Source organism: Variovorax sp. LjRoot290 (assembly GCF_964253985.1).
Lineage (GTDB): Bacteria > Pseudomonadota > Gammaproteobacteria > Burkholderiales > Burkholderiaceae_C > Variovorax.
The window spans coordinates 144,311-168,347 of the sequence record NZ_CAXURW020000001.1 but is presented as its reverse complement, the minus strand read 5'-3'; the positions used below and the strand labels follow the sequence as shown (position 1 = coordinate 168,347).

Annotated in this window: 25 protein-coding genes; 10 read left to right on the top strand and 15 right to left on the bottom strand. The window is 66.0% G+C overall.

Going from position 1 to position 24,037, the window contains the following annotated elements; translation table 11 throughout:
• Positions 1 to 50 precede the first annotated feature (50 nt).
• A complete protein-coding gene (locus tag ACSQ9A_RS00895) occupies positions 51 to 2,063 on the bottom strand; it encodes a bifunctional metallophosphatase/5'-nucleotidase (protein ID WP_436302357.1) in 2,013 nt (670 codons plus the stop codon).
• 284 nt (positions 2,064 to 2,347) lie between these two features.
• Here ACSQ9A_RS00895 and ACSQ9A_RS00890 point away from each other — a divergent pair, with 284 nt between their 5' ends.
• Entirely contained in the window at positions 2,348 to 2,926 is a 579-nt protein-coding gene (locus ACSQ9A_RS00890; protein ID WP_436302356.1) for a hypothetical protein, read from the top strand.
• 13 nt (positions 2,927 to 2,939) lie between these two features.
• Here the strand turns inward: ACSQ9A_RS00890 and ACSQ9A_RS00885 are convergent, their stop codons facing one another.
• The 3 genes from ACSQ9A_RS00885 to ACSQ9A_RS00875 are packed head-to-tail and all read right to left on the bottom strand — an operon-like array spanning position 2,940 to position 5,382.
• Positions 2,940 to 4,031, bottom strand: a complete 1,092-nt coding sequence (locus ACSQ9A_RS00885; RefSeq protein WP_436302355.1) for an SMP-30/gluconolactonase/LRE family protein — start codon at positions 4,029 to 4,031, stop codon at positions 2,940 to 2,942.
• Positions 4,028 to 4,552 (bottom strand): hypothetical protein, encoded by a 525-nt coding sequence (locus ACSQ9A_RS00880; protein WP_436302354.1) that lies wholly within the window; start codon positions 4,550 to 4,552, stop codon positions 4,028 to 4,030. The genes ACSQ9A_RS00885 and ACSQ9A_RS00880 overlap by 4 nt, the downstream gene beginning before the upstream one ends.
• Before the next feature lie 8 nt (positions 4,553 to 4,560).
• On the bottom strand, positions 4,561 to 5,382 hold the full coding sequence (locus ACSQ9A_RS00875) for an alpha/beta fold hydrolase (protein ID WP_436302353.1): 822 nt from the start codon (positions 5,380 to 5,382) through the stop codon (positions 4,561 to 4,563).
• A 158-nt stretch (positions 5,383 to 5,540) separates the two neighbouring features.
• Here ACSQ9A_RS00875 and ACSQ9A_RS00870 point away from each other — a divergent pair, with 158 nt between their 5' ends.
• Complete coding sequence (locus tag ACSQ9A_RS00870) at positions 5,541 to 8,372, top strand: ATP-binding protein (protein ID WP_436302352.1); 2,832 nt, start codon at positions 5,541 to 5,543, stop codon at positions 8,370 to 8,372.
• Here ACSQ9A_RS00870 and ACSQ9A_RS00865 read toward each other — a convergent pair.
• Positions 8,369 to 9,571, bottom strand: coding sequence for an aromatic ring-hydroxylating oxygenase subunit alpha (locus ACSQ9A_RS00865; protein WP_436302351.1), 1,203 nt, complete (start codon positions 9,569 to 9,571; stop codon positions 8,369 to 8,371). The two genes, ACSQ9A_RS00870 and ACSQ9A_RS00865, sit on opposite strands and share 4 nt — an antisense overlap.
• 217 nt (positions 9,572 to 9,788) lie before the next feature.
• On the opposite strand from ACSQ9A_RS00865, the gene ACSQ9A_RS00860 reads away from it, so the two are divergent.
• The 5 genes from ACSQ9A_RS00860 to ACSQ9A_RS00840 all read left to right on the top strand — a co-directional run bounded on the left by ACSQ9A_RS00860 (position 9,789) and on the right by ACSQ9A_RS00840 (position 12,731).
• Entirely contained in the window at positions 9,789 to 10,433 is a 645-nt protein-coding gene (locus tag ACSQ9A_RS00860; RefSeq protein ID WP_436302350.1) for a TetR/AcrR family transcriptional regulator, read from the top strand.
• 176 nt (positions 10,434 to 10,609) lie between these two features.
• The gene (locus ACSQ9A_RS00855; RefSeq protein WP_436292269.1) at positions 10,610 to 11,017 is read left to right on the top strand and encodes an MAPEG family protein; all 408 of its coding nucleotides are present in this window, start codon (positions 10,610 to 10,612) and stop codon (positions 11,015 to 11,017) included.
• Positions 11,018 to 11,195: 178 nt separating this feature from the next.
• Positions 11,196 to 11,414, top strand: coding sequence for a hypothetical protein (locus ACSQ9A_RS00850; RefSeq protein WP_436302349.1), 219 nt, complete (start codon positions 11,196 to 11,198; stop codon positions 11,412 to 11,414).
• A 652-nt stretch (positions 11,415 to 12,066) separates the two neighbouring features.
• Positions 12,067 to 12,258, top strand: a complete 192-nt coding sequence (locus ACSQ9A_RS00845; RefSeq protein ID WP_436302348.1) for a hypothetical protein — start codon at positions 12,067 to 12,069, stop codon at positions 12,256 to 12,258.
• Positions 12,259 to 12,470: 212 nt separating this feature from the next.
• Positions 12,471 to 12,731 (top strand): hypothetical protein, encoded by a 261-nt coding sequence (locus ACSQ9A_RS00840; protein WP_139191654.1) that lies wholly within the window; start codon positions 12,471 to 12,473, stop codon positions 12,729 to 12,731.
• Between the two features lie 306 nt (positions 12,732 to 13,037).
• Here ACSQ9A_RS00840 and ACSQ9A_RS00835 read toward each other — a convergent pair whose 3' ends face one another.
• The 7 genes from ACSQ9A_RS00835 to ACSQ9A_RS00805 form a co-directional block, all read right to left on the bottom strand.
• Entirely contained in the window at positions 13,038 to 13,403 is a 366-nt protein-coding gene (locus ACSQ9A_RS00835) for a hypothetical protein (protein WP_436302347.1), read from the bottom strand.
• A gap of 214 nt (positions 13,404 to 13,617) precedes the next feature.
• A complete protein-coding gene (locus ACSQ9A_RS00830) occupies positions 13,618 to 14,298 on the bottom strand; it encodes a hypothetical protein (protein WP_436302346.1) in 681 nt (226 codons plus the stop codon).
• Between the two features lie 144 nt (positions 14,299 to 14,442).
• The gene (locus ACSQ9A_RS00825) at positions 14,443 to 14,874 is read right to left on the bottom strand and encodes a universal stress protein (RefSeq protein WP_093104525.1); all 432 of its coding nucleotides are present in this window, start codon (positions 14,872 to 14,874) and stop codon (positions 14,443 to 14,445) included.
• Between the two features lie 10 nt (positions 14,875 to 14,884).
• Positions 14,885 to 15,601, bottom strand: coding sequence for a TerC family protein (locus ACSQ9A_RS00820; protein ID WP_436302345.1), 717 nt, complete (start codon positions 15,599 to 15,601; stop codon positions 14,885 to 14,887).
• 144 nt (positions 15,602 to 15,745) lie between these two features.
• Complete coding sequence (locus tag ACSQ9A_RS00815) at positions 15,746 to 17,137, bottom strand: sensor histidine kinase (protein ID WP_436302344.1); 1,392 nt, start codon at positions 17,135 to 17,137, stop codon at positions 15,746 to 15,748.
• Complete coding sequence (locus ACSQ9A_RS00810) at positions 17,124 to 17,798, bottom strand: response regulator transcription factor (RefSeq protein WP_093104530.1); 675 nt, start codon at positions 17,796 to 17,798, stop codon at positions 17,124 to 17,126. Before ACSQ9A_RS00810 ends, ACSQ9A_RS00815 begins: the two co-directional genes overlap by 14 nt.
• Before the next feature lie 70 nt (positions 17,799 to 17,868).
• Positions 17,869 to 18,252, bottom strand: coding sequence for a hypothetical protein (locus tag ACSQ9A_RS00805; RefSeq protein ID WP_436302343.1), 384 nt, complete (start codon positions 18,250 to 18,252; stop codon positions 17,869 to 17,871).
• Between the two features lie 473 nt (positions 18,253 to 18,725).
• On the opposite strand from ACSQ9A_RS00805, the gene ACSQ9A_RS00800 reads away from it, so the two are divergent.
• Together ACSQ9A_RS00800 and ACSQ9A_RS00795 are read left to right on the top strand one after the other, a co-directional pair.
• Complete coding sequence (locus tag ACSQ9A_RS00800; RefSeq protein WP_436302342.1) at positions 18,726 to 19,214, top strand: adhesin; 489 nt, start codon at positions 18,726 to 18,728, stop codon at positions 19,212 to 19,214.
• Positions 19,215 to 19,288: 74 nt separating this feature from the next.
• On the top strand, positions 19,289 to 19,744 hold the full coding sequence (locus ACSQ9A_RS00795) for a GNAT family N-acetyltransferase (protein ID WP_436302341.1): 456 nt from the start codon (positions 19,289 to 19,291) through the stop codon (positions 19,742 to 19,744).
• Here ACSQ9A_RS00795 and ACSQ9A_RS00790 read toward each other — a convergent pair.
• Positions 19,725 to 21,038, bottom strand: coding sequence for a nucleotide disphospho-sugar-binding domain-containing protein (locus ACSQ9A_RS00790; protein ID WP_436302340.1), 1,314 nt, complete (start codon positions 21,036 to 21,038; stop codon positions 19,725 to 19,727). The two genes, ACSQ9A_RS00795 and ACSQ9A_RS00790, sit on opposite strands and share 20 nt — an antisense overlap.
• Between ACSQ9A_RS00790 and ACSQ9A_RS00785 the strand changes: the two genes are divergently transcribed.
• Entirely contained in the window at positions 21,018 to 21,593 is a 576-nt protein-coding gene (locus ACSQ9A_RS00785; protein ID WP_436302339.1) for a MarR family winged helix-turn-helix transcriptional regulator, read from the top strand. The genes ACSQ9A_RS00790 and ACSQ9A_RS00785 overlap by 21 nt on opposite strands.
• 27 nt (positions 21,594 to 21,620) lie before the next feature.
• Here the strand turns inward: ACSQ9A_RS00785 and ACSQ9A_RS00780 are convergent, their stop codons facing one another.
• The gene (locus tag ACSQ9A_RS00780) at positions 21,621 to 22,910 is read right to left on the bottom strand and encodes a phospholipase D-like domain-containing protein (RefSeq protein ID WP_436302338.1); all 1,290 of its coding nucleotides are present in this window, start codon (positions 22,908 to 22,910) and stop codon (positions 21,621 to 21,623) included.
• Between the two features lie 70 nt (positions 22,911 to 22,980).
• Positions 22,981 to 23,910 carry a hypothetical protein gene (locus ACSQ9A_RS00775; protein WP_436302337.1) on the bottom strand — a complete coding sequence of 310 codons (930 nt, stop codon included), beginning with the start codon at positions 23,908 to 23,910 and terminating at the stop codon, positions 22,981 to 22,983.
• Between the last annotated feature and the right edge of the window lie 127 nt (positions 23,911 to 24,037).

Genomic DNA, 24,037 nt, shown 5'->3' with positions numbered 1-24,037 from the left:
GCCGAGCGCGATGCAGGCGATCGCGACGACGCACGCGGCCCGGTTGCTGGTCAGGGCAGCACCGTGATGCGCGGGATCGCCAGCGCCGGCAGCGTCGGGTCGTAGGGGGACTTCGGCGACTTGTAGCCGGCGTTCAGGTAGGCAGTGAGCGCATCGATGTCCTGCGCGCCGCCGAGCACGTTGGTGCCGCCCAGGAGCACCGTGAAGCCGTCGCCGCCGGTGGCCATGAAGTTGTTGACGGTGACCCGGTAGGTCTTGGTCGGGTTCTGCACCACGCCGTTGGCCACGATGGTCTCCGGCGCGCCGGTCGCAACCGGCGGCGTGACGGTGACGTCGGTCGGCGTGAGCACCACGTTGACGATCTTCGAGCAGGGTGCGGCGGCGGCGCTCCACGAATACTTCAGGCCGTTCGACGCCTGCATGATGCGCTGCTGGATCTGGCCCTGGCAGCCGACGAACTGCTGTTCGAGCAGGTTCTTCAGCTGCAGCGCGGTCAGCGTCATCGTCACCAGGCTGTTGCCGAAGGGTTGCACCGTGAACGCGTTGCCGTAAGTCACGTTGTACGGGTAGCTGGCACCGGCGATCGCGAAGCCGGGGTTGCGCACGCCGCCGGCGTTCATGAACGCCATCACCGCGCCCCCGAGCGCGGCCGGCTGCGTGGCCTGCAGCTGCGCGTCGGCGATCAGGCTGCCCGCCGGCATCTCGCCGGCGCTGTTCGCGGCATTGGGCAGCGGCGCGGCGATGGTGCCGATCACCGCGTTGGCCAGCGGCGACACCAGCGCGTTGTAGCCGTCGACGATGTTCTTCACGCTCGGATCGGTGGCGATCGCGTTGTTGATCGCCACGTCCGTGCGGTCGACCAGCCGGTTGGTCACCGACACCGCCAGCACCTTGTGCAAACGGGGGTGGACGCTCAGGTCGATGTCGGTCAGCACCCGGCCGAAGGCGCTCGCGCTCGTGACCGGGACCAGGCGCCCCTCGCTGTTCGGCAGGCCGGTCGGGCGCGGCGTGCTGACCGCCACCCCGCTGACGTTCTTCACGTCGACCGTGTTGGCGGAGCAGTTGTAGGCCGCGTGCGTGTGGCCGCTGATCACCAGGTCGACGCCGTTGCGCAGGCGCTTGACGATGTTGGCGATCTCGGAGTCGCTGCCGTCGGCGTTCTTCAGGTTGCCGTCGCAGCCGTTGATGTCGCCGACGTTCGGGCTGGTCTGGAAGCCGCCCTGGTGGACGAGCACGACGACCGCGTCGACGCCCTGCGCGCGCAGGCGCGGGATCAATGCGTTGACCGTCTCGGCCTCGTCACGGAACTCGAGACCGGCGACGCCAGTCGGCGTGACGATGCTGGGCGTGCCCTTCAGCGTCATGCCGATGAAGGCCACCTTCACACCACGGAAGTTCTTGATGCCGTAGGCCGGCAGCAGGGTGCGGCCGGTGGCGGTCTCGAACACGTTGGCCGACAGCCACTTGAACTTCGCACCGTCGAAGGTGCCCAGTGCGTTGGAGCCCACGCCCTTGCAGCTGTTCGGGTCGGGGACGCTGTTGGTGAGCTTGCAGCCGCCGTTCTGCAGCCGCTTCAGTTCGGCCGAGCCCTTGTCGAACTCGTGGTTGCCGACGGCATTGAACTCGAGCCCGATCTTGTTCAGCGTCTCGACTGCCGGCTCGTCGAAGAACAGGGCCGAGATCAGCGGCGAGGCACCGATGAAATCGCCGGCGCCGACGACCACGTTCAGCATGTTCTGCGCCTTCAGCCGCGCCACGTAGGCCGCCAGGTACTCGGCACCGCCCACGGCCGGACGCTGCGCCGCGGGGACCACGGTGTTGATGCCGAAGGTGCCGGGCGACTGCAGGTTGCCGTGGTAGTCGTTGAAGCCGATGATCTTGATCTTGATGGGCTCGCGCGGGCGACCGTGATGGTCGCGATCGCGATCATCGTCGTGGTCGTTGAAGGCGATGGTCTTGATCGGCTGGGCCGAACGGGCCTGAACAGGGGCAGAGACCAAGCCGATGCCTGTGACGGCAACGGCAGTCAATGCGCAGCTCAGCGCGAAGTGGCGGATCGTCATGGCAGGGTCCCTCCTGGTCCATCGAATTGCGGCAGCGCTGTTCTTTGGTGCATGTTCCGATCGCACGCGGGAACCGGTGCAGATGGCGCGACTATCGATGCGCCCGGTGACGGTGCTGTGACGCGCCGAATCGGGCTTGACCGTCTTCCGCGATTTCGGCGCTCGCAAAGGCATTGAAGGTTCGTGCAGTTGTGCGCAATTCGCGGCGCGGCGCACGATGTAACCCGTTTGCCTTCATTCGACCGCGTTTGACAATGGCACGACACAATTTCGAGCCTTAAGTCATGAACGCATCTCGCCTTCTCGAACCGCTCTTTCGAATCCCGCGCGGCCTTTGGGCCGTCTTGGCGGCGCCCGTGCCGATGCGGCCGGCCGTGCGGGCCAAGCCTCGAAGCGAGGCCCCGGCCAGGCGCGAGTTCCGTCCGACGAGCTTCGAAGCGGCACGGCCCGAGGTCGAGCCGGTTGCCGTTCAACCCGCTGCTCCCGCGCCAGTCATGAAAGCGCCCACGATCGTCGTGCAAGCCCCTGAGGCCGAAGCGCCCGTCGGCGCGAAGACGATGCGCTCGCTCGAAGAGGTGAGGGCCGACCTGGCGCGGCTGCGCCAGACGGCCAGGGAGCGGCATGCGCTGGCACAGCAGCCAGCGCGCCATGTCGATACCAGCTTTGCGCGGACCGACTTCATGGAGATCCCCGAACCCTTGCCCATGTCCTCGCCGCGCAAGAAGGACGATTCGGAGTTCGAGGCCACTGCCTTCGTGGGCATCCCCGAACCCCTGCCCATGCCGCGCAAGAAAGACAACTCGGAATTCGAGGCCACGGCCTTCGTGGACTTCGCTTACCCGATACCGCTGCTGGCCAGATAAGACCCTCCGTCGGCTAGCGGGCCGGCGCGGGCAACTTGAACCGGACGAGATTCCATCGCGTCACTTTCTCCTCCCACTCGTCGCCCTCTGCGGGCGTGAGCGGCAAGGCAAGGTTCGAGACGATCATCCAGTCGCCTTGCGCGACAGTGCTCGCCGGAAACAGCAGTCCCCGCGGCGCCCCGTCGCTGCCGATGCCATCGAACTCGCCCGCGCGAACCACGGTGCGGCCCTTCTCGTCGAGCCCCAGCACCACGTCAGCCTGGTTCGATGCGATCCACATCAGGCCGCGGTGGAACATCAGGCCGTCGGCGCCATGCACGCTCTCGGCGACGATGCCGAGCGGCCCCGCCGGCATCGGCATGCGCAGCAGGCGTCCGTCGCCGGCGTTGTTGATATAGAGAAGGCTTTCGTCGGCATTGAACGCGAGCCCGTTGGCGCCGAAGGGCAAGGTGCCGGCCGTCGCGAGCAGTGGGTCGCGCGATATCGGCACCACGGCACACGATGGCGCGCAGCTCGTCGCCCGCTCGATGCGATAGATGGCGCCCTGGAACGAGTCGGACACGTACAGGTTTCTTGCCTTGTCGAACACCATGCCGTTGGGCGCCGGGAATCCGCTGGACCCGAAGGTGATGATGTCCTTGCTGCCTTCCGGATTCGCGACCGGCCTCGGCAACGGCGTGGGCGGCACCAGGGCCGTGAACACAGCGACGTCTTCCACCGGCGTGGCGGAGGTGAAGGCGGCATCGATGCGCTGCAGCTTCGATGCGCCGAAGTTCAGGATGTAGAGCTTGCCGTCTGCAAACTCGATGCCGGTCAAGGGCGTCGGCCCGAAGCTCTTCTGCGCGAGCAGGCGTCCATCCGCCGAATAGCGAAGCAGCTGGTTGTTGCGTGCCGACTCGGGCATGCGGGCGTCGAAGGTGCCGACGTAGATCTCGCGGTTCGCGGGATTCGAGGCGAGTCCTTCCGGATGCCGGACGTTGTCGGGCAGGGTCACGAAGGGCTGCACCTTGATGCGAACGGGCCCTTCTTGATCGGCCGCTTGCGCGCTTCCTGCGGCGCCGAAGACCGCGAGGGCCATCGCAAGGAGGCATCCGGACGCGTTCACGGCCCTGCTCCCTGGATGCCCGGCGCAGGCGCATCGGCCCGCAACCGGTGAAGGCGGCGCACCTGCAGCGCGGCGCCCACGACGAAGACGACGAAGAAAAAGCCGACCAGTTTCTGCAGCGCCGGGTCTTCGGGCCCCGAGAACAGCGGCGCGCCGAGCGGCAGGCGGGTGAAGGTTTCGGTCAGCCCCGGAATCATGTGGAAGAAGAAGGTGGCGCTGTAGCCGATGGTTTCGACGTAAGGCGACGCGCGACCGAAGCTGCGCTTCTTGGGGCCAGCGAGTGCTGCGATCCCGAGCACCACCAGCGTGAGCACACCCAGCGCATGCGGCTTGCCGAAGCCGCCGTGCTGGAAGATGCCGAAGCCGGTGAGACAAGTCAGCACGGTGGCCCAGATGTAGGCCCTGCCGAGGCGGTTACTGGGCAGGATCTCCCGGTGGCGGATGAGCGCGAGCAAGCCCGCCGCCAGCGCCACCAGGCTGATGGCGGTGTGGATCGCACCCGGCGGTGTGAGGCCGAGCATGGCGACGCTCAGTCTTCGAGGAAGGCCAGCAGGTCGGCGTTGACCCGGTCCGGCTGCGTGGTGCAGATGCCGTGCGACTCGCCCGCATAGACCTTGAGCGTCGAGTTCTTCACCAGCTTGGACGCCATCGCGGCCGATGCGCCGATCGGCACGATCTGGTCGTCGTCGCCGTGGATGAAGAGCGTGGGCACGTTGAACTTCTTCAGGTCTTCGGTGAAGTCGGTTTCGGAGAAGGCCTTGATGCAGTCGTACTCGGACTTGATGCCGCCGAGCATGCCGATGCCCCAGAACGAATCGATCACGCCCTGGGAGATCTTTGCGCCGGGCCGGTTGTAGCCGTAGAAAGGAACCGCGAGGTCCTTGAAGAACTGCGAGCGGTTGGCGGCCACGCCGGCGCGGATGTTGTCGAAGACCTCGATCGGCAGTCCGCCGGGATTCGCCTCGGTCTTCAGCATGAGCGGCGGCACGGCGCCGATCAGCACGACCTTGGCGACGCGCTTGGTCCCGTGCCGGCCGACATAGCGGGTCACCTCGCCGCCGCCGGTCGAATGGCCGACCAGCGTCGCGCCCTTCAGGTCCAGCGACTCGATCACCGCCGCGAGATCGTCCGCGAAGGTGTCCATCTCGTTGCCCTCGGCCGGCTGGCTCGAGCGGCCGTGGCCGCGCCGGTCGTGCGCGATCACACGCCAGCCGTGCTGCAGCAGAAAGAGCATCTGCGGGTCCCACGCATCCGCATCGAGCGGCCAGCCGTGGGAGAAGACGACGGGCTTGCCGGTGCCCCAGTCCTTGTAGTAGATCTGGGTGCCGTCCTTGGTGGTGACATAGCTCATGGCGCTGCTCCTGGTTGGGGTGGAAGGGATGGGCTCGAAGGTACGAGCCGAGCGCTTGGCCGTCCCGGACCGGCGCTGAAATCTCCTGAAAAAAGCGAAGCCCTGCCCCTAAACTCGCGCGTCTCAGCCCAGGCCAGCACGTCCGTGCCTCATCCGCGATGAACCCCGCCGCCTCCGCGCCTTCCTCGTTCGAATTCGGCAGCTGCCGGGTCTTGTTGCAGCGCCGTGAACTGCTGTGCGAAGGCCAGCCCGTGGCGCTGGGCGGCCGCGCCTTCGACATCCTGATCGCGCTCATCGAAGGGCGCGGTTACGTGGTGACCAAGGACGAGCTGATGCGCCTGGCCTGGCCCGGCCGCATCGTCGAGGAGAACACCCTCGAGGCCCAGGTCTCCGCCTTGCGCCGCGCCCTGGGCGAAGACCGCAACCTGATTCGCACCATCGCCGGCCGCGGCTACCAGTTCGTCGGCGAGATCAGCGACGGCGCCAGGGTGGCCACCGCCGTGGCGAGCAACGGACATCTGCCGGTGAGCGTGACCCCCTTGATCGGCCGGGAAGCGGCGCTGCGGGAGATCGTCGAACTCGCCGCAGCCCATCGATTGATCACGCTGGTGGGCACCGGCGGCGTCGGCAAGACGCGCTTGGCGCTGGAAGCTGCCAGACGCCTGGCGCCGCTGTTCCCCGATGGCGTGTCGCTCGCGGAACTGGGGCCGCTCGGCGCGCCGGAGTTCGTGCCGGCCGCGGTGGCCCAGGCGCTCGGCTTTCCGCAAGGTGCGGGCACCCCTTCGCTGGACCGCATCGCCTCGGCGATCAGCACCCGCCGCATGCTGCTGGTGCTCGACAACTGCGAGCATCTGGTCGAGGCAGCCGCTCAGATCGTCGAGAAGCTCCTGCACGCGGGCGCGTTCGCGAGCGTCATCGCCACCAGCCGCGAAGCGCTGAAGGCCGACGGCGAATACGTCTACCGCGTCGCCTCGCTCGACGTGCCCGCCGAAGAGAACCAAAACGTCGCCGATGTGCTGCGGCACGGTGCGCTGCAGCTCTTCGATGCCCGCGCGAGCTCGGTGGCGGGCGCCGGCCGCAGCGAGGACCCGCGTGTCGTCGCGCTCAAGGCCCGCATCTGCCGTCAGCTGGACGGCATCCCGCTGGCCATCGAGCTCGCGGCGGCACGCGTGCGGGTGTTCGGCATCGAGGGCGTGGCCGAGCGCATCGACGACCGCTTCAACCTGCTGACCAACGGTGCCCGCACGGCATTGCCGCGGCAGAAGACGCTGCGCGCCACGCTCGACTGGAGCTACGAACTATTGTCGGTTCCGGAGCGCGAAGTGCTGGGCCGCCTGAGCGTCTTCGCCGGCCCCTTCTCGATCGACTCGGCGACGGCGGTGGCGTCGTCTGCGGAGATCCCGACCGACGCGGTGGTCGACTGCCTCGCGCAGCTGGTCGAGAAGTCGCTGGTGTCCGTCGACGGCGCCGCGGCCATGCAATACAGGCTGCTGGAAACGACGCAGGTCTATGCGCGCGAGAAGATGGCCGCGAGCGGCGTGCTGCGCGAGTACGCGCATCGCCATGCGCAATACCACTGCGAGCTGCTGACGCGCGCCGAGCTCGAATGGGAGAGGCGCCCCACCGTCGAATGGATCGCGGTCTACGGACGCCATCTCGAAGACCTGCGCGCAGCCATCAACTGGAGCTTTTCGCCGGAGGGCTCGCCCGCCCTCGGCGTCGCCTTGACCACCCGCGCGGTGCCGCTCTGGCTGCACCTCGCGCTGCTAGAGGAATGCCTGGCCCGGGTGGACGAGGCGATCACGCATCTGAACCGCGAACGCATCGTCGACGATCGCTCGCACATGAGGCTGTACGCCGCCAAGGGCGCGTCGCTGCTGTACCAGGGCGTCGGCCTGGAAACGGGCGCGGCCTTCCAGCGCGCGCTCGAATTCGCCGAGCGCCTGGGCGAGGCCGAGTACCAGTTGCGCGCGATCTGGGGCTTGTGGTGCGTCAGCTACCTGACGGGCAGGTACGAGGCATCGCTTTCGCTGGCCCGGCGCTTCTCGGAACTGTCGGCCCCCTTGCCCCACCAGGCCGACCGCCTGATCGGCGAGCGCATGGCCGGCATGTCGCTGCTCTGCCTCGGGCGACTGGCCGATGCCCGCGACGGGCTCGAACGCATGGTCGGGCGGTATGCCGCGCCGGTCTATCGATCGCACCTGATCCGCTTCATCTACGAGCAGAAGATGATTGCGCAGAACTCGCTCGCGCACACCCTCTGGCTCCAGGGCTTTGCGGACCAGGCGATGCGGGTCGTGCAGCAGGCGACGGAGGGTGCGCGCGCCATCGACCATCCGCCCTCGGTGTGCTACGTGCTGACCGAGGGCGTGTGCGCCATCGCCCTGCTCACGCGCGGCGTCGCGGCGCTGGCGGAGCCCGCGGCATCGGCGATAGACGCGACGCGGCGGCACGGCGTATCGACCTGGAAGGCGCGCGGCCGCATGTGGCGTGGCTTGCTGCTGCTGAGCCAAGGCGACACGGAGGCGTATGCGCGCGAACTCCGCCCGGCCTTCGACGAGATCGGGGAAGCGCTCTTCGTCCTGCACTACACGGGCTACGTTTCCGCCGCCTGCATGGAACTCGGCCTGCAGGGATGCGTAGCCGAAGCCTTCGAACTGATCGAGGCCGCCATCGGGCGCGCACGGCGGGTCGGCGATCGGTGCTCGGTGGCCGAGCTGTTGCGCGTGAAGGGCGAGCTGCTGGATCGCGAGCCCGCTTCGAAGGATTTGGCCGAAGCGCAGTTCATCGAGGCCGTCAAAGCGTCGCGACAACAGGAATCCCTGGCCTGGAAGCTGCGATGCGCGACGAGCCTTGCGCGGGCTTGGCTGCAACAGGGGCGTCGCGTGGAAGCATGCGAACTGCTGGCGCCCGTGTACGCACAGTTCACGGAGGGTTTCGACACGGCCGACCTGCAGCAGGCTCGCGCCCTGCTGGGATCGATCCGCTAGCCCTCGCCCGCGGGCACGAGCGTCCCGCCGATCGCCGCGTCGATGCCGCGATGAAAGCGCAGCACCCCGTGTTCGAGCCGACCTGCCTGCAAGCCCGCGTTGGCGCCGCTGTGCAGGCCGCGCTGGATCGCCACCGCCGTCGCGATGTCTTCCTTCTGAAAGACCGTCTCCTCGATCAGCCGGAAAGTCTTTTCCCAGTGCGGAATCCAGTCGTCGCCGGTGCGATCGGGAGGAATCAACATCGTGTGCATCCACCGCACTTCGCCGGCGGCCGGCGAGAACATGCCGATGAGGCTGACATAGTCCGGGTGCCAGATCAGGAAGGTGTTCGGGAACAGAAACTGCGTCGGCGTCGCAAGCTTGCACAGCGCGCCGCGGTCGCGCGGCGTCTCGAATGCCTCGAAGGCTCTGCGCCGGGCGACCAGCGAGTCCTGATGCGGGCCGGCATCCAGGTTGACCGTGTACGCATCGGCGAAGAACGGATAGATGGTGTCACGATGCAGGACGCGGATGTGATAGCCCTCGAGGAACGCGTCGACGGTGAGCTTCCAGTTCGCGGCATACACCCGATCGATCTTGCGGAACACCTTCATGTCCGCCAGCCCCAGCCATTGCAGGTGCTCTTCGAGCCCTTGCAGAAAGCCGGCGGCCGAGAACGCCGGGCCAGGCGTGCGCTTCACGAATATCAGCCCGCCGGCTTCGGCGCAGGGCAGTTCGACCAGATGGAGCGTGGCCGGGTCGATCCCGTCGAAAGTCTCCGCATGCAAGCGATGACGCAAGTGCCCGTCGAGCCCGTAGGTCCAGCCGTGATACGGACAAACCAGTGTCTTGCAGCTTTTGGCCTTTGCGGGCTCCGGCCCTTCGGCTTGAACCAGCGCCATTCCGCGGTGCCTGCAGACATTGAAGAACGCGCGGACGCGATCGTCGCCGGATCGGGTCACCACCATCGGCACGCCGAGCACATCGAATGGCAGCGCCGATCCTGCAGGCACTTCCGAGCTGTGCGCCGCGACGATCGGCCACTGCGCGAAAAGAATGTCCTGCTCCTGCTGCCAATGGTGACGGTCGGTGTAATGGCCGACGGGCACCGTGCCCGTCTCGGTTCCCATCTCGCGCTCGCCGGTTGAACGGGCGTGATCGAGCCGGTGAATCAGATCGGCCAGCGTCGCAGGCGGCGGAGCAGAGGTCTGCTGTGTCATGGCGGGCGATCCCCAGTTTCGAGTTCGAAGGCGCCCTGAAAGCTTATGTGAGATGTACGCTCGGCGTGTTCGGTTTTCCCGCCCATGCGCGCGCGTCGCAATGGCACGTGCTTCCCCCTCGTGGCGCCCGCCCGGACGAGCGGCGTTGCGGCTCCACGGAAAGCAAGTGTTCAGCTTTGGAAGATGAAGTCTTCGGTGTCACCCCAGCAGACAGCACATGATCTTGACTGTTAAGCCTCGCCGCAAGCCTTCGCAGGCGCGGGCGTGGATGACCTCGCGCGCCATTCAGGATGCCTTCGTCCTTCTTCTGCTCGAGCGCGGGTACGAGAAGGTGTCGATGCGCCATATCGCGGCGGTCGCGGGCGTCGGCCTTGGCACCCTCTATCAGTACTTTCCGGGCAAGGATTCCATCGCCGCCGTCACCGTTCGCAGCCGGCTGCGCGGATTGGCCGCGCGCGTGGAAGAGGCCGGCGTCGCTTCGAGCCCGCGTACGCTGGAGCAGACGGTTCATGCCCTGGCGCAAGCGCTTGTCGGAACCTTGCTGGGCCAAGCTGCGGAATGGCGAGCCCTCTTTGTTCTGGAGCGGCGCATCTCCTCTTCCGAAACCTATCGCGAGCTCTACAGGCAGTTTGTTCATCTGCTTCGTGATGCTTTTGCGTCGGCATCGGACTGGCCTGCGGAGTTCGATCGCGAGCGCGTCGCCTTGAATGCGTTCTCCATCGTCGATGCCATGGCCAAGCACGCATTGCTCGTGCAAGAGTCCTGCCCCGACGCGGGCCAGGTCGTGGAAGACGTGGAATGTGCGGTCAACGGCTACTTCCTGCTGGAGAGAAGAAAGTGCGGAGCCGCGCGGACGCGCTAGCGTTGGCTTCGCCGCAGACGCCCATGGTTATCTCGACCTGACATCCTTGAGGCCACGCAAACTGCCGGTGATGAACCACACCTGCGGTGCGGCGGCTTTTTCGAGCAGGCACCGCATCCTTTTGCAGGACCGAAACGTCTTCCGAGTACCTGCGTATCCACGCCGGGGAGGCAACCATGAGGACCGAACTTTTCTATCTGCTGCTGACCGCCATCCTGACCGGCGTTCTCTGGATTCCCGTCGTCATCGGGTATGTGAGGTCGCGCGGGCCGCTGACGCCGGCCGCCTACAAGACGCCGCCGACGACACCGCTGCCCGACTGGGTCACCCGCGCCAACCGGACGCACCAGAACGCGGTCGAGAACCTGGCGCCCTTCGCGGCCGTGGTGCTGATCGCGCACGCCGCTGGCATATCCAGCGGGGTGACCGAGGTGTGCGCCGCGGTCTACTTCTATGCGCGCCTGGCGCATGCGGTGATCCACATCAGCGGCTTCGGGCGGCTCTTCGCGCGCACCGTGTTGTTCACGGTCGCCTGGTTGGCGTTCATCACCTTCGCAGTGGTGGTGCTGATGCGCGCGCTGTGAGGAGCGCATCCGCATGATGGCCTGTCCTGCTCCCTCCCCCTGGGAGAGGGCGGGGGTGAGGGCACGCAGCGCCTCCGCCCATGATCAGCTCGCTCCGCAGCAAGAGCCCCTCCCGCCGGCATCAGAAAACCGTCGCTAACATTTCGCAAGAATACTGGATGAATGTACAGTGTCATCCATGGACCGCGAAATCTGGATTGCCGTCTGTGCGCATCGGCTGCAACGACAGTGGCGCACCGTAGACCCCGAGCAGCTCGACGAGCTGGCGGCGGATTTGTGGAAGGACGAGAGGCTGCGCGCCCTCGCGCCCGACGATGCGGCCACGCTGTGGCTCGAGCCGCTGGCATCCGCGGATGGGCAGCATCCTGGTCGGCGCCGCCTCGGGGGCTGGGGTTGATTGGGCTGGCCGTCGGAGTCGGCGCCTCATCCGTGCGATATCTCACACATCGAGCGAAGCAAGACAAATGAATCCTTTGGTATTCATCTTGGCGCGCTCAGAATCAGGTCCCATCTCTTGCGAAGGCTTTGACGGCCATGGAGACTTCTCCCTCTTTCCGACGACTGCTGAGCCTTCTGGCGCAGATCGGCAGACGAGTCGCCGCGCGTTCAGCGAAATCTGCGTCAGGTCAGACGCTCGGTGTGCGTTCCGCCTACCGAGTACCGCCCGGGTCAGCTCCCATGAGGTCGGAGGCTCCCGCACGGTCCTTGGGTTCGCCGAAGCCTCGGGCGTCGGTGCCGCCGGCACCCGCGATCGCCACAGGCGTACGCGATCGGGCCAAGACGATGCGCTCGTTGGATGAGATGAGAGCCGATCTGGCGCGCCTTCGCGCGAGTTCCAGGGAGCGCCACGCGCCTGTTCCGATCAAGCGTCAAACCACCTTCGACGCCACCGTTTTCGCAAACTTCACCGAAGCCGCAACCACGGGGAACACGGATCCTCCTCAGGACTACTCCCAGGCGGTGTGTTTGCCTCGCAGTGCTTCCAAGTCGCAGTCGAGAAAGTAGATCGGTGGGGCACACGAGCTTCCAGCCGCTAAACCTCTAGAGCCATGTCAAGACGATTCAACACCCACAACCGCTTCGCTGCCGAACTCGACAGCGCCCCTTCCCGGCTGGAGGACCTGACCCTCCACCATCGGCTCGAGGAACGTGAGCAGCGCACTTCCGGCTGGCGGCGCAACATGGGCGTCGCCGCGCTTGTGGTTGTTGCGGTGCTCGTCGCGATGTTCATCGCGTGGTGAGGGGAAACGCTGCTGGTGCGAGACCGCACGCAGGAGCCTCCGCACCCCTTCATCAGCTTGGTGCTTAGCCACCTCCAGCAAGACCGCGAGCTCCTGCGCAATTGGCCGACGACGGCCAAGGGCGGAAACCTACAGGAGGAGCGCACGTAGACGAAGCCCCTGCTTGCACCAGTGGCTCCAGTATCCAGCCTGGTCAACCAGATGGACATGACATGAGAGCTGATGCACTACCAAGCGCAACGAACGTCGATACGGCGCGCCGCAACGGCGTGGTTTGGACTGCGTTCATTGACGAATATGAACTCGCCTTGCGCTCGGTCGAGTGCGACTACCCCGTGCTCGATCCCGATTCCACCGAGTTCAAGGAGGACGTGATGCTCGGGGTCTACGAGGCCATGAAGGCTCTTGTGAAGCAAGGCACCCCGCCCGCTCTGGCAGTCAGGCTGGCTGCGGTCCAGCGCTTCGGCAATTGACGGATGCACTGGCGTTCGGCATAGCCACCCAAGCCGAATGCGAGTACCTTTCAGTCATGAGCACGAAGGCCGCACGTCGCGAGTACTTGGAGGCTGTCGCTGAATTTCAGCGAGCGCTTCAAGAGTTCTCTGTCGGCATGGGCCGCCTCGATCCGTCCCTGCCCAATCGCTCGCCACAGGACGGCGCGCAACCGGCGGTCATCACGGAGCTGCTTGGGCCCCGCAAGCCTGCTCAGCGCGCGCCGCGTGCTCAGCGGCTGATAGACGGCGCAAGGAAGGCGTGATCTCCCTCGATGGCGGGCGGTCTCAGGTGTAGAACGCGTCCTCCAGTTCGTCGAGCGCCTTGCGGGCAAGCCGAATGGCTTCGTCGATCTGTTCCAGCGTCAGCGGAGGACGCGCAGGTGCGGACTGAAGAGCGTCGTTCAACTGCTCGCACGCCGCTTCCCAGACGAGCAACCCGCGCCGGCGGGCAAGATCCGTTTTAGTCACTGCGTTTCTCCTGCGGCGAACCGCGAAGGCGAAGTGTGCGCCATGGAGAGCGAATGGACGCACGGAACTGTTCGCGCTGTCGATGCCCAGAACAGCGATAGGACGTGCGCCGCCCTCCGGAGCGGCGACACGGTCATGATCGGCGACTGCCAGGCGCGATTTATCGCCGATGAGGACTTTCACGAGATCGTGGCCGAAACGCGCCCGTCTCTCCCGGGACTCCGGGTGCTCCTGGTCGATTCAATGGCGAGCGAGCTGCTTACCCCCTGACCAGGGGGATCCTTGGGCCCAGTCCTCGCGCTTGCCAGTCCTCGGGTCCGTCTTGCGGGAATACAGGCGGTATTCGCCTGAGGCGAGTTTGCGAGACGCCGACCACCACAGGTTGACGCAAGCCAAGTCAACCGCAGCGCGTCGCCTTGCTCTCCGCCTTGTTGATAAGCCATGTCAGCAAGGTACCGGGCACGAGAAAGCCGAGGGTGACCAAGATGCCGTGCAGCAGATGAGCCAACGGTTCGTTCAGCCCTGCGACGTGCTTCATAGGCGAAAGCCAGGGTGACAGATTCAGGAACAGGACGACGAGCACTATCGAGGGCCAGAGCAGGCTCACCCCGCGACGAGCGCTTGTGACCCATGCGTACGCGACCAGAGCTGCAGCAAACACACCCTCTAGAACCCAGGATGCACTGCCCAGCTTGCCCCACAGCGCATAGCCCAAATGGGTCTCGGCGTGTGGGTACAGCGCCATATCGTTGTTGTGCACGGGCAAGTCCGCGAGGAAATGCGAAAGGGCCGCGACGAACGCCAAGGTCGCGACCCGCCTGTCTCGCAGGAAAAGCGCGCCCCAAATCGCTGACCAGAACAACGCGGCCAGCAATGAGTGGTCCCAATCTATGAACGTGAGGTCGAAGAAGAGGTACGGGCCGGCGAGCGGATTCGGCGTCACGCGATCCCAGCCCAGAACGATGAAGATGCCATCAAGAACGTCCAGGAAACCCGCGCCGAGCATGATTGGCAAGGCGGGTACTTTTGGATAGCGTGCTTTCAGCGCCATGCCGATGGCGAAATGTCCGACGTACATGAGAGGATGTTAGAGCTTGAACCGGCTGTTCGTCGTTGAACGCGGGTGACCGTCGGCATCAGGGCACTGACACGCAACGGCACCGGCTCAGCTCTGGCGACGGTCGCCACGGACGTGGCGCTCATCTCGACCAGCTCTTCCCATTCAGGAGCTGATGACCTGGGGGTCGCCGCTCGCACCCAGGTGCTGGCGCACCTGCTGCGCCATCGAGCCGAAGATCTTTCCTGCCAGACCGGGTTCATCGCTGCCGAAGACGATACGGCTGCAGCCGTAGTCGCGAGCGGCCATGGCAATCGTCTCGGCACTGCGCCCCACCAGCACGATGCTTGTGTAGCGGACCCCAGCCAGGTTGAGCAGGCTCTGTGCGTACTGCAGATCCTCGGCGCCTGCGTCCAGCTGCAGGTCGAGCAGCTCGCGTGTGCCGAAGAGCATCGCAACATGACCCGAGACCTTGGGCTGCACCCGCAGCAAGCGAACGGTCACCCGCTCGGTTCGGCTCATGCGCACGACCTGCTCGATGGCCGAGCGCGTACGAGCCGGTTCATTCGGGTCGATAGGTACCAGAATGCGCGTCATGCGGGCACCTTCAGACGGCGGGTTGCTTCTTGGTCGCTTGCAGTTGTTGTTCGCGGCGCTGTCCGCGGCGGGTGCTCAGCCACTTGCCGATCGCCACCACGAACATGGCACCGAGCGCCGGGACCACCGTGTGCAGCGCGTGTTGATTGGCGGCCCAGCCGACGATGGACGGATCTGTCATCGCCATTTCGCCGGCCACCCAACCGAGCAGGGCGGCGCCGAGCACGATGATGATCGGGAATCGATCCATCAGTTTCAGGATCAAGGTGCTGCCGAAAATGATCAGGGGAATGCTGATCACGAGACCGAACACAAGCAGTGGAACATTGCCCTTCGCTGCAGCAGCGACACCGACGACGTTGTCCAGGCTCATGACCAGGTCGGCAACCACGATGGTTTTGATGGCCGCAGCCAGACCGGCGTGGCCTTCCATGCTCTTCCCCTCGTCCTCTTCTTGAAGCAAGCCAATGCCGATCCAGAGCAGCAGCGCTGCGCCGACCAGCTTGAGGTACGGCAGGGTCAGCAGATAGACGGCAAAGAAGGTCAGGACCACGCGCAACACGATGGCGCCGACGCTGCCGAACAGGATTGCCTTCTTTTGCTGGGCGGGCGGTAGCGAGCGGGAGGCCATCGCTATGACGACGGCGTTGTCCCCGCTCAGGACGATGTTGATCAGGATGATCTGCGACAGGGCGATCCAGAATTCGGCACTCGACAAAAGCGACACGGTGTCTCCTCGGTAAATGGTTCGGAACCACAGCGGTTCCGCCCTTTTCGAGCGTAGAGACCTGTCCTGTCACCTTTCTGCCGGCGCGCTGACAGCCGGTTGTCTGCGAGCTGTCAGTAAGCTTACAGAGCGCTGCTGCGCCGATCAGGCAGCGCGCAATGGGAAGAAGACGCTGAAGGTGTTGCCCACGCCGTCGGCGTCTTCCTCCAGCGTGATGCGCGCGCCGTGCAGCGTGGCGATCTCGCTGACGATGGCGAGACCGAGACCGCTGCCATCCTCCTGCGTGCCGAGGAGGCGGTGAAAGCGTTCGAAGATGCGGGCGCGCTCCTCGACAGGGATTCGGAGGCCATCGTCGCTGATGGCCAGGCGGCATTGGTCGTTTCCGATCTGGCCGGCCTGCACGGTCACCCGGCCGCCCGACTGGCTGTAGCGGATCGCGTTGTCGATCAGGTTATTGACCAGCTCACGCAAGCGGTCCCGGTCGGCGTCGATCATCAGCGGATGATCGGCACCTTCGAAGCCGAGGTCGATGTTTCGCTTGATCGCCTGCGGCACCCACTCCATGCTCACCTCCAGGGCGTGAGCATTCAGGTCCAGCGGCTGCAATTGCATGGAGTCGAGCGCACCGGGCTCGTTGCGGGCCAGCGAAAGCAGCTGGCGCACCAGCCTCGACAGCCGGTCGGCGCTGATATAGAGCTGCGCGAGCGAATGGCGCACCCGCTGCGGATCGTTCTCCCGTAGCGCCAGCTCGATCTGGGCCTTCAGGCCGCTGACCGGTGTCTTCAGCTGGTGAGCGGCGTCCGCCACGAAGCGGTTCTGGAAATCGAAGGTGCGCCCAAGGCGTGCCATCAACTCGTTGACGTCATCCACCAGCGGCCGCACCTCTCCCGGAACGTCGTGGGTGTCGATCGGGCTCAGGTCGAGGTGCGAGCGGTCTGATACGGCACGCCGCAGGCGCTGCAGCGGCTCGAGCCCACGCGAAACCCCGAACCAGACCACCGCTGTCGCCATGACGATCAGGAGCAGCTGCGGCAGCACCACATTGGCGACCATCTCCCAGGTGAAGCGCGCTCGCTTGTTGAGCGTTTCGGCCACCTGCACCAGAACCAGCGGAGGCCCGGCGTCCGGACCGATGGGCATCCACGCCACCATCATTCTCACCGGCTCCCCGCGCACCACATCGCCGTAGAAGTCCGGCTTGGCGGTCTTTTCAACGCGCGGTGGAGGCAATTGCGCATCGCCGCCCAAATTGACTCCGTCCTCGCCGACAACGCGGTAGAAGAGCTGGTCTTCCTGATCCAGCAACAGGATGTTGGCCGCGACCTCCGAGAGCTCGAGCCGGGGACGTGTTCCGTCGAGCTTCACATGCAGCGCGATCTCGCGTCCGATCTCGTGCAGCGCGCGGTCGTAGGCGAGGTTGGAGAACCGCAGCGAGTTCCAGTAGGCGGCGGCGGTATCGAGCACCAGCAGTACGGCGAGCGGCCCGAGCAGCCAAGCCAGCAGCTTGCGCTGCAGCCGAGGCTCAGGCCTCCACATCGCTGCTGTCGATCAGGTAGCCCATGCCGCGCACGGTGCGGATCTCGCAACCGAGCGGCTCCAGCTTCTTGCGCAGCCTGTAGACGTTGACCTCGATCGCGTTGTCGCCGACCTCTTCGCCCCAGCCATAGAGATGGTTGACCATGTGCTCCTTGCTCACGACACGCCCCGCGCGCATCAGCAGCAGTTCCAGCAAGGCGAGTTCGCGCGGCGACAGATCCAACGGCCGCTTTTCGTGGAACACGCGGCGGCCCACGGTATCGAAGCGCAGCCGACCATGTTCGAGGTAGGGTGTGGACCGGGTACTGCGGCGCAGCAGCGCCCGCACGCGCGCTTCCAGCTCCGGCAGGTCGAACGGCTTGGCCAGGTAATCGTCGGCGCCCAGATCGAGCCCGCGGACACGGTCTGCGAGGGTGTCGAAGGCGGTGAGCATCAGCACGGGCGTCGTGGACTTGCGCCCCCGGAGGCGCTTCAGCACATCCAGTCCGCTCAGCCCCGGCAAGCCGATGTCCAGGATTGCCAGGTCATAGATGCCCAGGGCGAGGGCATGGTCGGCCTCCTCGCCGGTGGAGACGACGTCGACGGCATGGGCGGACTGCACCAGCGCGCGCGAAAGCGCATCCGCCAGCACCCGGTCATCCTCGACGAGCAATATCCGCATTGATTTCCTGACTGCGTGTCTCCTGGCTATGCTAACCGCAAGCCTCTTGCCCGCCAGGCCGTTTCCGGCTTCACAGGGCGCGCCATGCGTCGAGGCAGTGAGCGGCAAGTGCGGTGATCCAGAAGGGCTCATCCGGATCGAAGGCAAGTCCGAACCTGGGAGAGACGAGAAAGCCTGCCCTCTCGAACGCAGACGAATCCGCGGTGCGAATGAAGGATGCAAGCACGGTGAATGGCACCGACAGATTGCCGATGTTCACCACCGGCGCTTGCATGGTGATCTCTTCCAACCTGCCGCTGTCCTGAAAACGGTAGATGACCGATTCGTAGTCGAGCTCATGGAGTCCGACGCCGTTTCGGCTCGTTCTCGTGGGCTTGCCTCGCATCTTCACCACCTCTTCTCTTGAAGACGAGAACGGTGTTTGATCGACGCTGATGAACGGGTCGAGGTTCATTCGATCACCTGCGCGGCTGCGGCGTCAGCCCGATCAGCCGCGAGACACGAACAGCACCAAGAGCCCGAACACGGCCAGTGCGTGGGCTCCCGCGCGAGTCGACTCGACAAAGGGGTAGACGAGGATGCCGGCCAGCTGCACCAGCAGCAGGACTGCCGAGGGATGACGCCGGGTCTGAGCAGCGCTCGAAGGTAGTTCATGGGTGGTCCGTGGGCTGTTCAGAGCAGGGGCGCGAGCATCGGGCGATTTTCTACACTTGCCCAGCCGCTGGGTGAGGCATGTGCCTTGCACAACTCGTTACGATGCGCGCGGGCCCAACGTATCAGCCCTTCATCTCGCCGACAGCCACTTCCCACACCCATGAGCGGCACATCCGCACATGGCGACATGCGACGCCTCGCCTACGGTTCACCCCGAACTGGCCGCAAGCCGGTTCGTTGTCAGTGACCATTCAATGAAAGGGACCGTCACACATGAAGATGCATAACCAACACCGTATCGCGCTCGGCGCATTGCTCGCGGGTCTTCTCGCCATGAGCGGATTCGCCCAGGCACAGTCCGTCGGCGTGGGCGTAGGCGTGGGTGCCGATGTCAACACATCGGGCAAAGCCAATGCAGCGCCCAAGCAAGGCACTACGGGTGCAGGCGCCAAGGCCGGCGCGCGCACCGATGCGGGCGCGCAGACGAAGGCTGGTAGCGCAGGCGCCGGAACGGCGACCGAAGCGGTCGGCAACGCGACGAGCGGCGCCGGCGGAACCATCGGCGGCGTGGTCGGGGGCGCCACGGGTGCGGTGGGTGGCGCGACCAATGCGGTCGGCGGCGCCACGAATGCCGTGGGTAGCACGGTCGATGGCGCGGCCGGAGCCGCGGGCTCGGCCGGCGATGCACTGAAGCCCAGTGGCGCCGGCGCCAAGGCCGGCGGCAAGGCTCAAGGGTCGGGCTCGCTCGGCGTCAGCAAGTAAGCAAGAGGTCGGTCGCAAAAGCCCGCAGCGCTCGCGCGTTGCGGGCTTTTTTTTGATTGAGAATCGCGCGACATATGAAGATCGAAATCGACGACCTCTCGCGCCCCGAAATCCATGCACTGCTCGATGAGCACCTGCAGAACATGTATGCGGTGTCGCCGCCCGAGAGCGTTCACGCGCTCGATATGGCCAAGCTTCGCCAGCCCGGGATCACCTTCTGGTCTGCTTGGAACGGCTCGCTCCTGCTGGGTTGCGGCGCCCTCAAAGAACTGGATCTGGAGCATGGCGAAATCAAGTCGATGCGCACGCCCAGCGCACTTCGCCGCCAAGGCGCCGGACGCGCGATCCTCGCCCACATCATCGAGGTCGCAAGGTCTCGCGGCTATCGGCGCCTGAGCCTCGAGACGGGCCCGCAGGAGGCCTTCGAGCCTGCCCACAGACTCTACGAGAGTTTCGGGTTCGCACGCAGCGGGCCCTTCGGTGGCTATGCCGAAGACCCGTACAGCGTGTTCATGACGATGCGGCTGTAGCCATCGTCACGTCGCCACGCCCGCGTTCGCGAAGGTGCTCGATCACTGCGTCGGCAGCGCGACCGGCGCCATCGACATCGATGTAGTGCTGCCGCGTGCGCGCGGCGGCCGCCGCGTATGCCGGCTGGGTGACGATCTCGCGCACCGCCCGCGCAACCTTCGCTTCGTCCGCGCGTCGCGGGCCGATCGCGATGGCCATGCCCTGGCGCACGGCCAGGGCCACGTTGAGTTCCTGCTCAGGCTGCAGGGGAAAGCCGACAAAGGGAGTGCCGCCGGCCATTGCCGTCTGCACGCTGCCCTGGCCGCCCATGATCAGCGCCACCGCGACGCGCGGCATGATGCGATGGCTTGGCAGGATGCCTTCCACCAGGACGTCGGAGTTCTCCAGGTCGCGCAGTTCATGGATTGTTGCGCCAACGAGCACCCGCAGGCCCGCATCACGGACGCCGGACACGACACGTCGTATGTACGCCGGCGTGCTGGACGACAGGCAGACGTAGGCCGTGGATCGCGCATCGCCGAGGAAGGCTTCCACGCGCGCGGAAATGGGCAGGTCGAGCCGGGCATAGAGCGGGCCGACGTAGCGCAGCCTCGTGTCTACCCGGTAGGCCCCGTGACCATTCGGCCTCCATGCCGACATGTCGGCGTCGGAGATGCCGAGCACCTCGGGAACGTCGGTGACCAAGGTCAGATCGCCGAGCATCAGCGCGGCCAGGCTGGGCACAGGTTCAACGCCGAGTTCCGCCGCGATCTCGTTCAGGAATGCGACCGGCCCACGCATGCGCGGCGGCCCGAAATTGGCCATCAGCTTCTGCATCGGAGCCGGCAGCCAATCGAGCTGGGGAACCGGCGACTGCGATGGTGCGGGTGCAAGGCCCTGCTCGAACACCGGTGGAACATAGGACCCGCCATGCGAAGCGGCGAGCGGGATGCCGACCACCCGCGCCGAAAGGTACGCCGTCAGCGTGAACCCGATCACGACCATGCTGGCCGCGTGCGCACGCAGGAACTCGACCTCGCTGCGCACGCCGGCGCGCACTTCGTCCGCCGGCTGGAGCCGGGCGCCGGGCTTGCCGAGCGTGACGATGCCGGCCAAATATTCCTCGCAGCGCCGGTCGTCCATTGCCGGTGCCAGCAGCGTGTAGGGCATGCCTGCCTCGTCGAGCACGCGCGTGTAGGGGCCGCCATGCGTGGCGACGACGATCTGTTCGCCGCGCTGCACAAGCGCGCGCGCAATGGCCAACATGCGCGAGGTCTCGGAGAGAAAGCCGCAATGGGGGAACAGCGCGATCATGGTGCCACCTCACTTCAGGAGTCGTCAGGCCGATCGAATATAGGTAATATATTCCCTATGGAGTTGCGCCGTCAAATTCTTAGCCTCGGACTCGAGGCCGATCGCGATGCCGAGCAGGCCGAGCGCGTCCTGCTGTTCCGGCTTCTGCTCGCCAACGGCATGGAGCTGCGCACGCGCATGGATCGGCAGCTTTCGGACAGCGGCCTCACGACCCAGCAGGCGATGGTGCTGCAGGTGCTGCAAGGTCAGGCCGAGGCGCCGACGCTCAAGCAACTGGCCTCAACGCTGGCAATGAGCCACCAGAACCTCAAGCAGATCGCCAACGTGCTCGAGCGCAAAGGCTTCCTCGAGATCACCACGGACGAGCAGGACGGCCGCGTGCGCCGCCTGCACCTCACGAAGCAGCACCATCGCTTCTGGAAGCGCCGGAACACGGACGACCACGCGGAGGTCGGGCAGTGGACAGCGGCGCTGTCGCTCCCCGAAGTTCGCGCCCTCGTGCGAGGGCTGGACAAGCTGCATCGCGCATTGATGCAATCGCGGGGTGAGCGATAGCCGGCGGCATCGCCCGATGGGCCGGACTCACAGCAGCTCGTTGAACGAGTAGAGCACGTTGTCCTTGCAGCGGTGCCACAGTCCGCGGCGCGCCCACGCGTCGGCCTGCAGCTCGATGCAGTCGCGCGTGTCGCGCTCGAAGATCTCTTCGAGCTGCGCGGCCAGCGCCTCGTCGCGCAGGCCGAGCGTGATCTCGTCGTTGGTCTCGAAGGAGCGGTCGTCGAAGTTGCTCGAACCGATGGCGCACCACGCGCCGTCGATGGTCATCACCTTCTGGTGTAGCAGGCACTTCTGGTATTCGAAGATGCGCACGCCGCCGGCCAGCAGCAAATGAAAGTTGCGGTGCGCGGCGTGCTGCACCATGGGCATGTCGGAGGCCTCGGTCGAAGGCACCATCACGCGCACGTCGACGCCGCGCTTCGCCGCTTCGCACAGCGCGTCGATGGCCTCGCGGTCCGGCAGGAAGTAGGGGTTCTGGATGCGGATGCGCTTGCGCGCGATGCACACCACCAGGTGGTGCAGGATCTTCACCGCCGGGGGCGAGCCTTCGGGCTTGAGGCTCGCGACATGCACCGCCACCTCGCCCACGCGCTCGAGCGGCGGGAACACCGCGTCGCCGACGAACAGCTCGCCGGTGTCTTCCACCCAGTTCTCGCTGAAGGCGGCCTGCACCGCATGCACGATGGGCCCGCGCAGGCGCACGCCGAGGTCGCGCACGTGCTCACGGTCTTGCCCGTCGCCGAGCCAGCCGTCGACGATGCAATGGCCGCCGACCAGCGCCACCTTGCCGTCGACCACCACCAGCTTGCGATGGTCGCGGTCGTTGAAGACGCCGATGTTGCGCACGTGGCGCGGGTGGTGCATCGCGAGCCGGCAGCCGGCCTCGCGCAGGCGGCGCGAGGCGCCCTCGCCCATCTTCTTTCCGCCATCGGCGTCGACCAGCACGCGCACCGGCACGCCGGCGCGGCGGCGTTCGACGAGCGCATCGACCAGGCGCGTGCCGAGAACGCCTTCTTTCCACAGGAAGGTCTCGAAGTGCACCGAGCAGGTGGCGGCGCGGATCTCTTCGAACATCGCGTCGAAGAAGGCGCCGTTCGCCAGCAGCTCGACCGCGTTGCCTTCGTAGATCGTGCCTTGCGTCAGACCGGACAGCGACGGCATCAGTTCGGTGATCGGCGCATCGCAGTCGATTACGAGGCGTGGATCGCGGTGCCGGCGGATCGACCAGATGACGAGCCCGAGCAGGACGACCAGGAGCGCCAGCACGAAGGCGAGTGCCGAGGGCCACGAGAGCGTTGCCAGGAAACCCTCGCTCATGTAGCCCTTTCGCAGAATGCCGGTGCGCGGGATCGTAAGCGCTGGACCGGCGCCAGGCCCTGGTCTTCGATCAGCGGTAGCCTGCTTCGTTGGCGTTGTGGATGATCCAGATCAGGTGGCCGCTGGAGAAATCGCCCATGCCGCCGCCGGCGAAGATGAGGCGGCCCTGGCCCTTGTAGGTCATCTCGAAGCGATGCCGGTCGGCGCCGAAGTAGACGGGGATCCAGGCCTTGCCCGTGATGTAGGCGCCCTGGTCGGTGGGCGGGCCCGCGAGGTCGGTCACCTGGCGCGCCGGCATGCCGATCTGCAACTTGCTGAACTTGCTGTTGGGCGCGGGGTTGCCGGTGATCTCGCCCTCGTAGTCGTTCAGGCCTTTCACGGTGCGGCCGCTGCCGGCCTCGACCTTGGATGAATCGACCACGTTGCCTTGCGCGTCCATGCCGGCCTTGGCGACGCCGCCGCTCGAACGGGCGGGTGCTGCCGGTTGCGGTGCGGGTGCCGCGGCAGGTGCCGGCGCTGCGGCCGGTGCCGCGGCAGTCCTGACGGGCTCTGGCGGTGCACAGCGTTCGAGGTCGACGATCTTCTGCTTGGCCTTGGTCACGAAGCGATAGCCGCTGACCTTGGTGCTGATCTCGCCGCCTGCGAAGCCGGGGGCGGCGGTCCTGCAGCGGAAGTAGATCGCATCCGTGTCATCGACCTCGTAGTGCCCGGCTGGCCCGCGGCCCTTGGCCTTGGCAAGGTTCAGCGCCACGGTCTTGCCGACCAGCTCCTGCCTGACGCGCTTCTCGTTGCCGTTGCCCAGCACGCCGGTGAGCTCGTCGTAGCTCATGCCCTCGGGCACCGGCGGTGCCGGAGGCGCGGCCGGTGCCGGTGCCGCCTGGGTTGCCGGCGCCGGAGCGGCGGCTTGAGAAGAGGTGCGGGACTGCGTCGAGCAGCCCGCGGCCAGCACCACGATCGCGGCCGTCATGGCCAGGGTGGAAAAAGGGATCCTCAAGGTCACGGTCGAAACTCCATTGTTGATATTGATGGCCGCGTCGAGCGGCTCGGCATTCTGGCCGACGATGGGAAATGCGTTAGCATCTTTTTCCCACCCCCCCTTCCCAGCCAACGCACCGCCAGCGGTGCGC